The following is a 13,659-nucleotide window of genomic DNA, read 5'->3' as shown; positions in this document are numbered from 1 at the left end:
ACCAACGTACCGCAGCGGAATTAATGCCACGATGGTGTCGAATTTTGACGCCGCGTTTCCTCGACGAATCAGCCGGTCAACCGGGGGGTGTCAAGACTTCAGAGGCTCTTGCCAGTTCAACGCGACCGCAGGCACGCAGTACCGGGTGCGGGCGACGCGGGCTGGCTCCAGCGTGGGACCCAGCTCCAACGTGCGGGTGTTCGCGCCAGCGGCGGGCGGGTGCGCCATCACGCCCACGCTCGGGGCGGCGGATTCGCCGGTCGCGCTCGTCCCCGACGGGCAGTTCATCGAGGCGCGCGTGCCGCTCTTCGCGACGACCACGAACAGCGCGGGAGCCCGGCGCGCGTGGCCGATGGTGATGGCCAACAGCATCATCGGCATCAGCACGGGGTTCCAGGAGTGCACGCTGGACATCGACACGCGACGCTCGAACCCGCCCAGCATCCCGATCAACGTGGACGTGGGCATCGGGCCGTCGGCGGCGCGTCCTGGCTATGGTGCCCTCGCGATCGGGGACTTCTCGTTGGACAACGGCAGCTTGCAGGTGTCGGACCTCTCGACGAACTGCAACGCGTTCGGTCTGAGTCCCTCGCAGCTGGTGGGCATCGTCACGACGTTCACGGGCGACCCGGCGCAGACGGTCACGCGCGCCATCCAGCAGGTGAAGAACGACTTGGTCTCGCTGTGTCAGCCGGCCCTGCTGAACCCCACGACGGGTCAGCGCGACATCTGCCCGAGCGGCAGCACCGCGCGACCCGACGGCAACTGCCACGGGTTCACCGACACCAACGGCAATGGCTTGTTCGACGACGGCGAACCCGTGTCTGGGCAGTGCGTGCCGCAGCTGCTCGGCGCCGAAGTGCGCGTCGACATGGGCGACCTCCTGAGCTCCATCTCGCCGGGCCTGCGGGCCGCCGTGGACGTCCTGTTCGCGGTGCAGGACGACGCAGTGGGTGTGGGTGGTGGCTACACCGTGCCGGCCTATGGGGGCTTCAGCAGCTTGGTACAGAACAGCTCCTGCATCGATCCCTTGACCCCCGAGGAGCTGAGCATGCTGGGCCTCGACCAGCCTCCCACGGACGTCGCGCTCGCCTCGGCGTTCACGGGCGGCGCGGACACCCACCACATCCAGGTGGGGCTCAGCGAGCGGGTCATGAACTGGGGTGCCTACCAGCTCTGGGAGAGTGGCGCGCTGTGCCTGCAGGTCACCACGCGCTTGAGCCCGTTGCTCAGCACGAGCCTCTTCTCCTTGCTCATTGGGTCGCTCAAGGAGCTGACCTTCCCGTTCAGCGGCTCGGCGCTCGGGATTGCGCTTCGCCCCGGGAAGCCGCCACACGTGACGCTCGGCGCGGGGACGGAGGAGGACCCGTTCGTCACCATCGAGTTCCCCGAGCTGAATCTCGACTTCTACGTGTGGACCACCGAGCGCTACGCGCGCTTCATGACGTTCACCGCAGACACGACCGCGCGCATCAACGTGCCCATCGACAACGGCACGCTGACCCCCCAGATCCTCGGAGTCGAGCTCGCGAATGCGGTCATCTCCAACAACGAGCTCATCCGCGAGGACCCCGCGACGATCACGCTCGCCGTCGAGGGGGTCGTTCCCGTCGCCCTCACCATGGTCAGTGGGGCGCTCCCCAGCTTCAACGTCGGTGACCTGGTCGCTTCCGCGGGGCTGCCGGTGGGCATCGAGCCGCTCGGATCGGGGACGCTCCGCTTGGTGGAGGACGACCTCGGTGGCGGACGCAACGAGCGCTACCTCGGCGTGTTCGTCAACCTCACTGCGGGGCCGGCGCCGCTCCAGCAGCGCACCGACACCACGCTGCGGCTCGTGAACGTCCACCTCCCAGACTCCAGCGTGTTCGCGCTCGACACGTTCGGCGTCGGCGAGCGGCCGAGCGTCGAGCTCGAGATGAGCGCGAGCGGACCGGACGGGGTCTCCTTCGAGTACCAGCATCGTGTGGACGAGCAATCGTGGAGCGACTGGTCGCGCAGCCCGTACGCGGTGGTGTCGCACGACACCCTGCTGCTCCAGGGGCGTCACAGCGCCGAGGCGCGGGCGCGCATCGTCGGGGCGGACACCGGCGTCGACCTCACGCCGGCGCGCGTGGAGTTCCTGATCGACGTGCTGGCGCCAGAGGTGGAGACCACCATCACGGAGCGCGGCACGCGGCTGCGCGCCGCCGACGCGGTGACCCACGCCGACGCGCTCGAGTTCCGCTACCGCGCGCTCGGCGACGAGACATGGTCCAGCTGGCAGACCTTGGAGACGCCCGAGCGGTTCGTCGCCGAAGCCATCGGCGAGGTGCAGTTCGAGGTGCGGGACGAGGCCGGCAACGTGGGCAGCAACAGCGCCTCGTTGCGTGGCCTGCCTCCCCCCAGCGACGGTGGCGGCTGTGGCGACTGCGCGACTGGTGACGCGAGCACGCGCAGCCAACCGCTCTTCGGTCTGGGTATGCTGCTCCTCCTCGCGTTCGCCATGCGTCGAAGGGACTGACATACACTCCCTTCGATGACCCGCCTCTCTGCCCTCCTGCTCGTGTCCGCGCTCGCTTCGGCGGGGTGCGCCGACCCAACGCACCACGCCGATTGGATGAGCGAGATCGCGGCGCGGTACGCGGATCGGCAGCCCACGATGTCGGACATCTGCTGGCCGCGCGCGCACGACGCGGGCACGTACGCCGAGAGCTACTGCCGCAGTCGCTTCTCGAGCGCCTGCAACACGAAGACCCAGGAGCTCGGCATGGGCGCGCAGCTCGAGGCGGGGGTGCGCGCCTTCGACGTGAGGCCCGAGCGAATGGACGACGATTACTTCACGCACCACACCACGACCTGTGGGGGGCTCGGCTGCCTCGGCGCGCGCCTGCAGGACCTGCTCGGTGAGCTGCGCACGTTCTTGGACCAACACCGCGAGTTCGTGGTGATCGAGGTGGGCGGCTTCTGCGGCACGGGCGCGGACGACGACACCCTCGTCGCGCTCATCACGACTACGCTCGGGCCGCGCCTGTACACGGAGCCGGCGGGTGAAACGCGACCGCTCATGCAGCGCCCGCTGGCGGAGCTGGTCGGGCCCGACGGAGGTCGGGCGGTCTTCTTCTACGAGGGGTTGGCGGACACGCCGGAGCTGCGCGCGGCCGGGCGCTACAGCCCGACCCAGCTCACGGTCGATGGACACTGGAGCAACGTCATCGACGTGGAGCTGCTGCGCGCCGAGCAGGTGGCGCGCTTCGAGAGCTACGACCCGGGCAGCGGCCGCCTGTTCGAGCTGTCGTGGACGCTGACGCAGAACCAGGAGCTCGCGGTGTCGTGCATCGGCCCGCCCGAGCAGGCGACCTCCATCCGCGACCTGGCGGAGATGGCCAACCCGCTGCTCGGTCCCACGCTCGACGAGCTGGTCGCGCGTGGGGAGATCCGTCCCGGCCGTATCCCCAACGTGCTCTCCATCGACTTCGTCGACACGTTCGTCACCGACGAGTGCCTCCGGCTCACCCACCTCAACCTGCGCTAGGGTGCTGACTCGCTTGGTGCGCACGAGCGTCGTGGGGCTCGCAGAGCGCAGCTCATGTCGCTACGCTCCACGACCATGTCCAAGAAAAAGAAAGCCCTCGGGGTGGTGGGCGTCCTGGCAGTCGTCGTCGCGGCGTTCTGCGCCTACGTCGCCACTCGCCCGACGAGCTACACGGTATCGCGGTCCCTCGTGGTAAACGCCCCACCGGACGCGGTGGCGCCCTACCTGACGGACCTGCGTCAGTGGATCCTCTGGAACCCGTGGGACGAGCTCGAGCCGAGCTCCACCAAGGTCTACTCGGACCCGGCGTCGGGCGTGGGCGCCTGGTACACGTGGAGCGGGGAAGAGGTGGGCGCGGGGCGGATGGAAATCACGAGCATCACCCCCACACGCGTGGACTATGCGTTGACCTTCACGGCTCCCATGGAGGACCAAGCCGTCGTCTTCATGGAGCTGGCCCCAGAGGGCGACGGCCAGACCCGCGTGACGTGGAGCATGCAGGGGCAGCTCAACTTCATGGGCCGCGTGATGGACACGCTGATGGGCATGGATGGCATGATCGGCCCCGACTTCGAGCGCGGCCTCCACAAGCTGGGCGAGATCGTCAGCCGCTAGCACGGCTGGGTGCGGGGGCGAGGGAGGGGTCCGAGCGGGCTGGGCCAGTTGAGTGACACTTGACTGCACGGTGTCAGGCCAGGGAGTGGCGCACCCCGCTCGGCACGCTCGCCATGTTGTTCGGCCTCGCCTTCGCCCTCCGCAGGCGGCGTTGAGCCGACGCGCCGTGCGGATAGCCCGCAATCTGCACGTATCGGGTGCTGCGCGAGTCGTGCGCGAAATGCTCCATGATCACGAAGGTCAGCGGATGGCACGTGTCCTGCTCTAGGCGGGCTCATGCAACCCGCCGAGATCCGAGGCCTGCTGGCGCTACACCAGCGCACCTACGACCTGCTGCTGCACCTGGAGTCCGAGAGCCTGCGCGACCCCGGCCACTTGGGGCCCGACGACGTGCAGTGCCTGCGCACCCGGGCGGGCGCCCTCGCGTGGCTGCGTGAGGCTTGGCCCGGCCTGCCCGAGGCGCTGCGTCCGTCGGCCGAGTACGAGGCGGATGCGAATGGAGCGACTCAGCCCGACTTCGTGCGGACGGCGAACCTGCTGGCGTCGTTCTTGGACGTGTCGTTTCGGGTGTCGCACCTCGCGTGGGACGGCGAGCTGATCGACACGCGTGTGTCGCTCGGTGCGTCGCCCGCCGCGCGAGGTGGGCGGGCTCGGGCGGCGAGCCGCAGCACCCAGCGGGTGAAGCAGGAGGCCCTCACGCGACTCGGCCGGATGCATGGCTGTGCGACCACGGACAAGCGCCTGCGCGCGGTGGTCCGCCACGCGCCGCTCGCGCACGACGTGAGCCTCTGCGCCTACGTGTGGGAGCTGAGGCAACGCGCGCACGGCCGGCGACGAGGGCCCGAGGTGCACAGCCTGTGGCGCTCGCTCCCGCCCGAGGTGCGACGCGACATGAGCGAGCCACGCGTGAGCGCGGCGCTCGCGCGCGTGCTGCAGTGGTTGGCGAGCGCGGACTCCGCTTTCGTAAGCGCTACGGAACGGGAAGACACCTAGCTAGTCGAAGCTCTCGGGACGAGCCGCGCCCCTGCGGCCCCGCGGGCCTCGCGGTGGCTCACCCAGGGGCGCGGCTCCCGACGTGCTCCGCCAAGAACGCCCACACGGCCCTCACGCGTGGTACGGCGCGCAGCGCCTGGTGGGTCACCAGGTAGAGGTCGTCCACCGGCCACGGCCCAGCGCGACGCGCAGCGCCTTCCCGAGCCGCAGCGGCGTCAGCCCATAGGGCGCCATGCTGCCTTCGGGCACCAGCGCCGCGCCGACCCCACCACGCACCGCGCTGAGCTGCACGGTCAGGCTGTCGGAGCGCAGCACGGGCGTGATGCCCGCGAGGTGCTCACTCGCCCAGCGCGCCGGCGTCGACCCAGCCAGGTCTTCGGTGAAGGCCACCCACGGGATGTCCGCCAAGGGGTTCGGGACTGACGAGCCGTCTACGCGGTCCTGCAGAGGACGGCGTCAGGGCGCGCCTTGGTCGGGCAACGGCTCGGAGCCTGCGTCGAAACACGCATTTGCCGTGCAGTTGGTTGGACCGGACGCCGTGCACTGGCAGTAGTGGCAGCCGTCGAAACAGATGGACGGCCCCGACAGGCCGAGGGTCGACGCGGGCACGCACGCTGGCGCGCACTCTTCGGCGGGTCGAGGCTCGAAGGGGTCTTGGTTTGGTTCGCTCGTGCAGCCACTCAGCATGGACAGCAGGCAGAGGCCGAGCATGGCGAGCGAGTGCCGGGCCATGGGTGGGGGGAAGTTGGTCATGGCGCCACACAGTGCACGTTTCGTGCCCGCCGGATGCGCGCCAGGGTGTGCCACACGCGCGTCAGCTGCGGTTGACGACCGCGGCTGTGGCGACCAGCTCGTCCAGCAGCGCCATGGTGGCGTGCCCGGGGGCCGCGAAGGGGTTGAGCGCGGCCTTCTCGGAGTACTTGAGCAGGAGCGAGGCGTTCACCTTGGCGGTGTTCACGTGGGCCATGCTCCAGTGACCGAAGCGGCGCTCGGTGATCTCTTCGAACACCAGGATGCGCACCGCCGTGTGGCGCGGGTCGCGGACGATGTTGTTGAAGAGGTCGCAGACCGCGTCTCGCCCGCCCTCGAGCACCTGGATGAAGACCTCGTCGCTCATGACGAGCATGCCGGTGATGCCGTGCTTGGGGTTGGTGCGACGCGACTGGTCGAGGATGGCGTCGGTCAGGTGCTGCGTGACCGGCGTCACGGCGCGGCTGGCGTACAGGCAACGGACGAGCATCTCAGCCCCCATTCTTGAGGTTGACGAGCGACAGGAACTCGCGGCGCAGGGCGGCGTCCTTCAGGAAGGACCCGCGCATGACGCTGTTGATCATCTTGGTCGAGTCGTCCTTCACGCCGCGCCAGTGCATGCAGAAGTGGTCCGCCTCCATGACCACGGCGAGCCCGTCCGGCGTGACCTTGTTCATGAGCAGGTCGGCCAGCTGCGTGATGGCCTCTTCCTGGATCTGGGGGCGGGACATGACCCACTCGCTGAGGCGCGAGTACTTGCTGAGCCCGATCAGGTTCGAGTGCTCGTTGGGCATCACGCCGATCCACAGCCGGCCCATGATGGGGCACAGGTGGTGACTGCAGGCGCTGCGCACCGTGATGGGCCCGACGATCATCAGCTCGTTCAGGCAGGACGCGTTGGGGAACTCGGTGACGGGTGGTGCCTCGGCGTACCGGCCGCGGAAGATCTCCGTGAGGTACATCTTGGCGACGCGCCGCGCGGTGTCGTGCGTGTTGTGATCGCTCTCGGTGTCGATCACCAGGCTCTCGAGCACCCCCTGCATCTTGCTGGTGACCTCCTCCAGCAGGGCCTCGCGGTCGCCTGGCTGCAGGTAGGCGGCGATGTTGTCGTTCGCGTGGAAGCGCACCTTGGCCGCTTCGAGCCGCGCGCGGATCTGGGCCGACGTGGGCAGGGGAGGGTCGATCTCGAGGGACTTGGGCGTGTCGTTCATGCGGCGCTCGCGAGAATATAGCAGCCCCCGTGGACGCACGATCGCCTCGAACGTTACGAAAGCGTGGTCGCGCTAGGCGCCCTCGGGCCATGGCTGGCGCGCGAGGAGCGTCTTCACGGGGACCTCGCCCTCCTCGATCAACCCGGTGGCCGCGTCGTGGATGCGGTAGCCCAGGAACGGCCGGTGGATGGGCTGCGACTCCACGAAGATGCAGCGCAGCTCGCCCGGCTCGAATTGGCACTCGCCCTGGATGGCTTCCAGCAGGCGCTCCTGGTGCAGGTGCCCGTCGCCGAAGTTCCAGCCCAGCACCAGGCCGGCGACCGCCTCGCCGTCGTGGAACACGTAGTCCTCCACGTCGGGGCAGGCCTTGGGCAGCAGGTCGTGCAGGATACGCCCCTGCACGTGCATGAGCCGGAAGACCGGCACCTTGCACAGCATGGCGTCGACCATGTCCTTGTCCTGCTCGTACATCGTCATGAGCTGTGCGCGGCCGCCCAGCGCGGCCTTGGTGATGTGCTGGTCCAGCTTGTTCTCGGCGTCCCCTTTGAACAGCCACACGCTGTAGGCCCAGTTGCCTGCGTAGTAGCGCATGGAGAGCAGGAACGAGACGTGGCGCGGGGAGACATTGCCCACGAGCGGCACGATCACCAACGGCACGGCCAGGATCGCCACCAGGAGCGGGCTGCTCAGCGCGAGGGCGCTGGCCTCGGGGTGCGCGCCGAACAGCGCGAGGCCGCCGTAGACCATGACGATGTTCCACTCGATGGGGACGCCCAGCGGGAAGCTCGAGGTGATGAACACGTGGAACGCCACCATGGCGCCCAGCACCACGACCGTGCTGGGCCCACCGTCGGTGGCCAGGAGCGCGAGGGGGATGGCGAGCTCCACGACGGTGCCCGCGTGCGCCATGACGATGGCGAGCCGCGACGGATGCATGTCCTCCGGGAAGGACTTGAACATGGCGCGGCGCACAGCGGGCAAGAAGTGCGTGAGCGGGCTGGTGGCCTGCATGACCGACACCACCAGCGGGAAGTGTGGCGTGAGCTTCGAGACCGCGGCCCAGAACCAGATGGCGGCCCAGGTCCACTTGAGCCCGGCCAGCCAGTCGTCGGCGAAGAGCAGGCAGATGGCGGCGGTGAGGAAGTGCTCGGCGCGCGCGGACAGGAAGATGGTGGTGTCGGTCACGCCACACAGCAGCACCAGCGCGACGACCGGCGCGACGTGCATCGGTGTGAGCGTGGGCGCGAGCAGGGCGTAGAGGAGCGCGCCCAGGAGCGCGGCGAAGAGGAGCACGTCGAGGGGTGTGCGCTTGGTGCCGCCGAGCAGCGGGAGGCGCGGGAAGAACGGCAGCTTGAGCGTCCCTGGCCGCAGGAAGTGCAGGACGGAGCCGAAGGGTGGGTTGTAGCGCCCTGCGAGTGGACCGCAGTCGCAGCCGAGGCCCACCACCTCGAACAGCAGGCTGAAGAGCACGGCCTTCTGAATGGCGATGGGCGCGGCCCACCAGGTGCCGATGTCGGCGAGCTGCCCGAGGCCCGGCGTGCGCGCGACGAAGACGCTCCACAGCCAGACATACAGCGCGGCCTTCAGTACGTAGAAGATGTAGACCGGCAACGGGCTGCCGTAGCCACGCACCACCCAGTCTTGGCACGCCATGCGGTAGCGGGTGGGCCAGGGCTTCTGCCGCCACTCGCGGATGTCGAACTCGGGGAGGATCGGATCCATGGCGCCCATGGGGGCGGGTTGTAACATGCGCCCTTTGGCGACGTGGCGTGCGGGAGGCGTGGCGGCCTGCGCCGGGGCTCGGTCGCGCAGGCGCTCCCTGCGGTGCCTCCCCCCATTTCTACGCGCCTTTGGCGCGTGAAATGGGGCACGCCTCCCTCGGCGACGTCTCGGGCTTCGGAGGGGGACGGGAGTGAGTCCGACGTGGTTGGTCGGGGCTGGTTGGTTCGGGTGGAGGATGGGTGTGGCGGAGCTGGAGTGAGTGCCTCCGTCCACGTCATGGCGGGACTGTACCGCGTCGTCGCGACGGGCGCTGTCGCCGGTCCGGCTGCGGCGGCTCAGGCGGGGAGGCGTGTCGTGGTCCAGGCTCGGAGGAGGGCGGCTTGGTAGCTTGGCGTGGGTGGGGCGAAGCCGGCGCGGTGGATGAGCGCCTCGACTTCGGCCGGGGGGTGGGCGGCGAAGTTGGTGCCGAAGGCGGCGCGGTAGTTGGCGCGGCCGTCGGGGGACAGGGTGTCGGCGTGGACGAGGAGGTCGATCCACAGGTCCATGACGGCGTCGAAGGTGGGGGCGGTCGGGTCGGCGGCGATGTCGGCGGTGACGAGCAAGCCGCCGGGGAGCAGGCGCGCCGCGATGGCTTCGAAGAAGGCCTGGCGCTCTTCCCTATGGAGGAGGAAGTGCGACACCATCAGGCTGGTGGCGGCGTGGTGCGGCGTGGGCGGGAGCGAGGGGAGCAGGTCCGCGTGGAAGGTGCAGCGGTCCAGGAAGCCTTCGGCTTCGGCGTGCCGCCGCGCCACGCTCAGCATCGCCTCGGAGGGGTCCACCAGCGTGAAGCGCCAGCCTGGGAAGAGCGGCGCGAGGAAGCGCACCTCAGCGCCGGTGCCGGCGCCCACGACGAGAATGCGCGCGTCGCTCGGGAGACCCGCGAAGTGCATGCGCATGAGGAGGTGGAGCGCGCCGGTGATGGCGCGGATGGACTCGAACTGGCGGTCGTACGCCTCGGCGCGCGCGGTGTCGAAGGCGAACGCGACGGACGGGGACGTGGGCTGGTCGTCGAGGAACTTGCGGGCGCGAGTGTCGTTGGTCTCCTTGGTCATGGGTGTCTCCAGGGGTGCGGGTGCGGGTGGCATCGGGTGGTTCCTGTTCTCGCGCGCGTCGCCTGGCCGCCGGGTTCATCGGAGGCTGCGGCCGGTGGGGCCGTGCTTGCCGCCGGGGGCGTGACGCGCGTGGTGGTGCTCGCCCGGCGTGTGTCCGGCGCGGCCCATGCGCTCCGTGAAGTCCTGCTCGAGCTGCGCGAGCGTGACCGCGCCCAGACGGGCGAGGAGGAGTCGCTCGGCCTCCTCGAACACGTCGCCGAGCGCTGCGTTGACGGCTTGCTCCACCAGGCACGTGCTCTCCGCGTGGTGGTGGCCCACCGCGAAGAGCGAGGGCTCGCCGAGCGCGTCGTGCAGATCGCGCAGCGTGATGTGTGCCAGCACGCGTTCGAGGGACCAGCCGCCACCGCGTCCCTTCTCCGAGCGCACGATGCCAGCCTCGCGCAGCCCGGCCATGGTGCGTCGCACCACCACGGGGTTGGTCTGCATGCAGGTGGCCAGCTGCTCCGAGGTCATGGGCCCGGTGTGCGACGCCATGTGCAGGAGCGCGTGGAGCACGGAGGAGAGGCGGCTGTCGTTTCTCACGTAACTTTAAATGTTACGTTAATGTGCGTGTGTCAACCCTCGGCGTCGCGGCCAGCGCGTCGCCGCAGTGTGCGCCTGAGGGAAGGGGACCCGGCCGCGACGCCGCGCGGCTTCAGGTGATGGACGCCACGGCCTGCTTCAACAGCACCCGCGCGCGACCGAGGTTCGACTCGTCCCCCTCGAGCACCGTGAAGATCGCGACGCCGCTGCGTGCGGGGATGACGCGCGCGAGGAAGATGCGGCGCGAGCTGGTCAGGATCAGGTCTTCGCCGACGGTGCCCTCCGACAGCTCCGCGAGCGAGATGGCGTGCAGCACCGCCAGGTACAGGCCTTCGTCGAGCGGCGCGCCCGTTGCGTGCAGCGTCCTGCCGAGCGCACGGTCGATGGCGGCCACCGACAGCACGCCCTCGGCTTTCGAGAACTGCTCGACCGCCTCGACGATCTGCGCGTCCGGCGGGGGGACCTCGATGCCCACGCCACTGATCGACCGCTTGCTCGCCGCGCCGCGAGGCCCGGTCGCTTCGCCGAGCGCCAGTGTGCTGACCTCCGACCAGTCGAACCCGAACGCGGAGGGCGCGAGCTTGCGCGTGGCGGGCACGAAGAAGGTGCTCAGCTCGTCGAGGGAGAGGATCGCCGTCAGCTTCTTCGCGATCCACGCCTGCAGGCAGCTGCGCAGCCGGTCGGCCTCGACGAACTGCCAGTCGACCAACACCTCGCCAAAACTCTTGCCTGACGTACGCGCCTCCTCGACCACGCTGAGCGCCTCGTCGCGCGAGAGAGGCACCAAGTCCGCCACCACGTCCTGCAGCGAGCCAGACTCCGTCGACAGGTGTGCCCACACGATCTGTCCCGCCGCGATGTGGACCCGCCCCACGGCGTCTCCTGCGCGCGCCACCACCTCGCCACCAGTCTGGCTCGTCAGCGCTGCCTCGAAGGTGCGCAGCGCCTCGGCGGGCGACGTCCGGCTCTGGTCCAGGACGCGTTCCCCGACGGCGATGCGCGCCGCCATGCTCTTCAAGGAGTAGGGCTTGGACACGAAGTCGTCCGCGCCGGCCGCCATGGCCTCGAGGACGTCGTCGCGGCGCGACTTGGCGCTGACCATCACGATGTAGGTGTAGGGCGCTCGTGTCCGGGCGCGGATGCGACGACACAGCGTGACCCCGTCCAACCCCGGCATGACCCAATCGAGCACCACGAGCCGCGGCGCAGCAGCTCCCTCCAGGATCGCGAGCGCTTCCTCACCATCGGAGGCCGAGAGCACTTCGTGGCCCAGGTGCTCCAAGATCTTCGTCAGGGTCAGCCTGGCGACCGCGTCGTCATCCGCGAGGAGAATCTTCATTCGCTCTGTGCTCCATCCGTTGGGGCGTGTCCCACACCGAGCGGTCATCATGGCGGCGCGGGCCCTCCGTCCGCAAGAGTCACCGCGTGGGAGTCACCCTACCGCCTCGCGCGCCTCGCGCGCCTCGCCCGGGAGGCCGTACCTGTCCCTCACGAGCGTGAGGTACGTGTCCCACGCATGGCCGTAGGCGTCGTCATCGAGGCCCAGCTCGGACTGAACGGCGCGCTTGATCGGCGTGGCGTGCGCGCTCGCACCGTCGGGAAGCAGGAGGCCGAGGCGCGTGCGGCGCAGCAGGAGGTCTTCGAGGCGCACCACGGCTTCGTGTCGCGCGGCCCAGCGCAGGTCGGCTACCAGGGTTTCGGTGTCTCCGATGGGCACCAGCTCGTCCGCGGGCATCTCGCTCAGGAAGCGCGGCAGCAACGGTCCGTAGCGCCCCTCGAGACGCTCGCGCACGTGGCGCGATAGCGCGGTCGGGCCCGTGATCGGCGCGCGTCGGAATGTCGGCTCACGCGTGTCGCGGGCGTCGAGGCCCGGCACGTGACGGGCGGCGCGCTGCAGCGCGTCGAGCGCGATCAGCCGGAACGTCGTCAGCTTGCCGCCGGTCACGCTGATCAGGCCGTGGTCGTCCCACACCACGTGGTCGCGCCGCTCCTTGCTGGGATCGACACCCTTGCCCGACGCCACGACCGGCCGCACGCCGGCCCACGTGGCGACGATGTCCTCGCGCCCGAGCTCCGCGTCGGGGAACTCGCGCTGCGCGGCGCTCAGCAAGTAGCGCAGCTCCTCTTTGCTGATGCGCGGCTCTTCGTTCAGCGAAGCGCGGTGGTCCAGGTCGGTCGTGCCGACGATCGTCGCCCCCTCCCACGGGTACACGAACACCGGGCGCTTGTCCTCGGGGTGCGGGAAGCCGATGACCTCGTCGAGGGGCAGCCGCGCGCGGGGCAGCACCAGGTGGCTCCCGCGCAGGGGGCGCACCTTGCGCTCGCCCGCGACCTTGCTGCGCAGTACGTCGGCCCACGCGCCCGTCGCGTTGATCACCACGCGGGCAGAGACGTTCAGAGTCTCTCCGGACACCTCGTCGACGACGCGCACCCCCGTCACCTGCCCGGCCGTGCGCAGCAGCTCGGACACGCGCGCGTAGTTGAGCGTGCGGGCCCCGTCGGCCACCGCCTCGTCCAGCACGCGTAGCACCAGCCGCGCGTCGTCGACCGTCGAGTCCGTGAAGTAGGTGCCTCCCACCAGCCCGCGCGGGTTGCTCCCGGGGACGGCGCGGAGGTACTCGTCGCGGCGCACGAAGCGATGGTCGCGGATGCCTGCCAGACGGTCGTACAGCTCGAGCGCGAGGCCAAGGCCGATGGGTCCCGGGAACTGCCCCTTGCGGTGGGGCCACCAGTAGCCCGTCCGATGCACCAGCTGGGGCGCCTCGTGCAGCAGACGCTCGCGCTCGCGCAGCGCGTCGCGCGTGAGCTTGAAGTCCGCCTGGGCCAGGTAGCGCAGCCCCCCGTGCACCATCTTGGAGGAGCGGCTGGAGGTCCCCCACGCGAAGTCCCGCTGCTCGACCAGCAGCACGGCTCGCCCACGTCGGGCCGCCTCGCGCGCGATGCCTGCGCCCGTGATGCCACCGCCCACGACGACGATGTCCCAGGGCTCACGGCGGGTCGCGATGGCGCTCAGCGTCTGGCGGCGATCGCGCAGGCGCGCGCTGTCGGCGGGATTGTGGGACGTTGCGGTCATGATATCGGCGCCAAGGGTGACACACTCTGGCGTCGGCGCGACGTGCCGCACCGACGTGGGCTGCGGGCGCGGCCAGCGAGTGACGGCGACCGGATGCTGTCCGACTCGCCC

Annotated in this window: 13 protein-coding genes; 4 read left to right on the top strand and 9 right to left on the bottom strand. The window is 69.9% G+C overall.

Annotation, left to right across the window (positions count from 1 at the left end; translation table 11 throughout):
• Nucleotides 1-172: 172 nt before the first annotated feature.
• The 4 genes from H6726_03510 to H6726_03495 all read left to right on the top strand — a co-directional run bounded on the left by H6726_03510 (nucleotide 173) and on the right by H6726_03495 (nucleotide 5,119).
• Nucleotides 173-2,500, top strand: a complete 2,328-nt coding sequence (locus H6726_03510; GenBank protein ID MCB9656694.1) for a hypothetical protein — start codon at nucleotides 173-175, stop codon at nucleotides 2,498-2,500.
• 15 nt (nucleotides 2,501-2,515) lie between these two features.
• Complete coding sequence (locus H6726_03505; GenBank protein MCB9656693.1) at nucleotides 2,516-3,511, top strand: hypothetical protein; 996 nt, start codon at nucleotides 2,516-2,518, stop codon at nucleotides 3,509-3,511.
• Between the two features lie 75 nt (nucleotides 3,512-3,586).
• The gene (locus H6726_03500) at nucleotides 3,587-4,126 is read left to right on the top strand and encodes an SRPBCC family protein (protein ID MCB9656692.1); all 540 of its coding nucleotides are present in this window, start codon (nucleotides 3,587-3,589) and stop codon (nucleotides 4,124-4,126) included.
• 276 nt (nucleotides 4,127-4,402) lie between these two features.
• A complete protein-coding gene (locus H6726_03495; protein ID MCB9656691.1) occupies nucleotides 4,403-5,119 on the top strand; it encodes a hypothetical protein in 717 nt (238 codons plus the stop codon).
• 144 nt (nucleotides 5,120-5,263) lie between these two features.
• Here the strand turns inward: H6726_03495 and H6726_03490 are convergent, their stop codons facing one another.
• From H6726_03490 to H6726_03450, 9 genes are all read right to left on the bottom strand, one after another.
• On the bottom strand, nucleotides 5,264-5,509 hold the full coding sequence (locus tag H6726_03490; protein MCB9656690.1) for a hypothetical protein: 246 nt from the start codon (nucleotides 5,507-5,509) through the stop codon (nucleotides 5,264-5,266).
• 66 nt (nucleotides 5,510-5,575) lie between these two features.
• A complete protein-coding gene (locus H6726_03485; GenBank protein MCB9656689.1) occupies nucleotides 5,576-5,872 on the bottom strand; it encodes a hypothetical protein in 297 nt (98 codons plus the stop codon).
• A gap of 61 nt (nucleotides 5,873-5,933) precedes the next feature.
• On the bottom strand, nucleotides 5,934-6,359 hold the full coding sequence (locus H6726_03480; GenBank protein ID MCB9656688.1) for a BLUF domain-containing protein: 426 nt from the start codon (nucleotides 6,357-6,359) through the stop codon (nucleotides 5,934-5,936).
• Nucleotide 6,360: 1 nt separating this feature from the next.
• Nucleotides 6,361-7,080, bottom strand: a complete 720-nt coding sequence (locus H6726_03475) for a GTP cyclohydrolase I (GenBank protein ID MCB9656687.1) — start codon at nucleotides 7,078-7,080, stop codon at nucleotides 6,361-6,363.
• 72 nt (nucleotides 7,081-7,152) lie between these two features.
• Nucleotides 7,153-8,802, bottom strand: a complete 1,650-nt coding sequence (locus tag H6726_03470; GenBank protein ID MCB9656686.1) for a DUF3556 domain-containing protein — start codon at nucleotides 8,800-8,802, stop codon at nucleotides 7,153-7,155.
• Nucleotides 8,803-9,137: 335 nt separating this feature from the next.
• A complete protein-coding gene (locus H6726_03465) occupies nucleotides 9,138-9,737 on the bottom strand; it encodes a class I SAM-dependent methyltransferase (GenBank protein MCB9656685.1) in 600 nt (199 codons plus the stop codon).
• Nucleotides 9,738-9,968: 231 nt separating this feature from the next.
• Complete coding sequence (locus H6726_03460; protein ID MCB9656684.1) at nucleotides 9,969-10,475, bottom strand: Rrf2 family transcriptional regulator; 507 nt, start codon at nucleotides 10,473-10,475, stop codon at nucleotides 9,969-9,971.
• A 112-nt stretch (nucleotides 10,476-10,587) separates the two neighbouring features.
• Entirely contained in the window at nucleotides 10,588-11,814 is a 1,227-nt protein-coding gene (locus H6726_03455) for a response regulator (protein ID MCB9656683.1), read from the bottom strand.
• Nucleotides 11,815-11,907: 93 nt separating this feature from the next.
• Nucleotides 11,908-13,548: a glycerol-3-phosphate dehydrogenase/oxidase gene (locus H6726_03450; protein ID MCB9656682.1), complete on the bottom strand. Its 1,641-nt coding sequence runs from the start codon at nucleotides 13,546-13,548 to the stop codon at nucleotides 11,908-11,910.
• Between the last annotated feature and the right edge of the window lie 111 nt (nucleotides 13,549-13,659).

It is taken from the genome of Sandaracinaceae bacterium (assembly GCA_020633055.1).
Classification (GTDB): domain Bacteria; phylum Myxococcota_A; class Polyangia; order Polyangiales; family Houyiibacteriaceae; genus JADJJE01.
The sequence above is the reverse complement of the archived record's forward strand: the minus strand, read 5'-3'. Positions and strand labels throughout refer to the sequence as shown.

What these genes read in the sequence shown, in the direction of transcription:
- H6726_03505 (MCB9656693.1), top strand. Translation starts at nt 2,516, where the DNA reads ATGACCCGCCTCTCTGCCCTCCTGCTCGTGTCCGCGCTCGCTTCGGCG.
- H6726_03500 (MCB9656692.1), top strand. Translation starts at nt 3,587, where the DNA reads ATGTCCAAGAAAAAGAAAGCCCTCGGGGTGGTGGGCGTCCTGGCAGTC.
- H6726_03495 (MCB9656691.1), top strand. Translation starts at nt 4,403, where the DNA reads ATGCAACCCGCCGAGATCCGAGGCCTGCTGGCGCTACACCAGCGCACC.
- H6726_03485 (MCB9656689.1), bottom strand. Translation starts at nt 5,872, where the DNA reads ATGACCAACTTCCCCCCACCCATGGCCCGGCACTCGCTCGCCATGCTC.
- H6726_03480 (MCB9656688.1), bottom strand. Translation starts at nt 6,359, where the DNA reads ATGCTCGTCCGTTGCCTGTACGCCAGCCGCGCCGTGACGCCGGTCACG.
- H6726_03475 (MCB9656687.1), bottom strand. Translation starts at nt 7,080, where the DNA reads ATGAACGACACGCCCAAGTCCCTCGAGATCGACCCTCCCCTGCCCACG.
- H6726_03470 (MCB9656686.1), bottom strand. Translation starts at nt 8,802, where the DNA reads ATGGATCCGATCCTCCCCGAGTTCGACATCCGCGAGTGGCGGCAGAAG.
- H6726_03465 (MCB9656685.1), bottom strand. Translation starts at nt 9,737, where the DNA reads ATGCGCATGCACTTCGCGGGTCTCCCGAGCGACGCGCGCATTCTCGTC.
- H6726_03455 (MCB9656683.1), bottom strand. Translation starts at nt 11,814, where the DNA reads ATGAAGATTCTCCTCGCGGATGACGACGCGGTCGCCAGGCTGACCCTG.
- H6726_03450 (MCB9656682.1), bottom strand. Translation starts at nt 13,548, where the DNA reads ATGACCGCAACGTCCCACAATCCCGCCGACAGCGCGCGCCTGCGCGAT.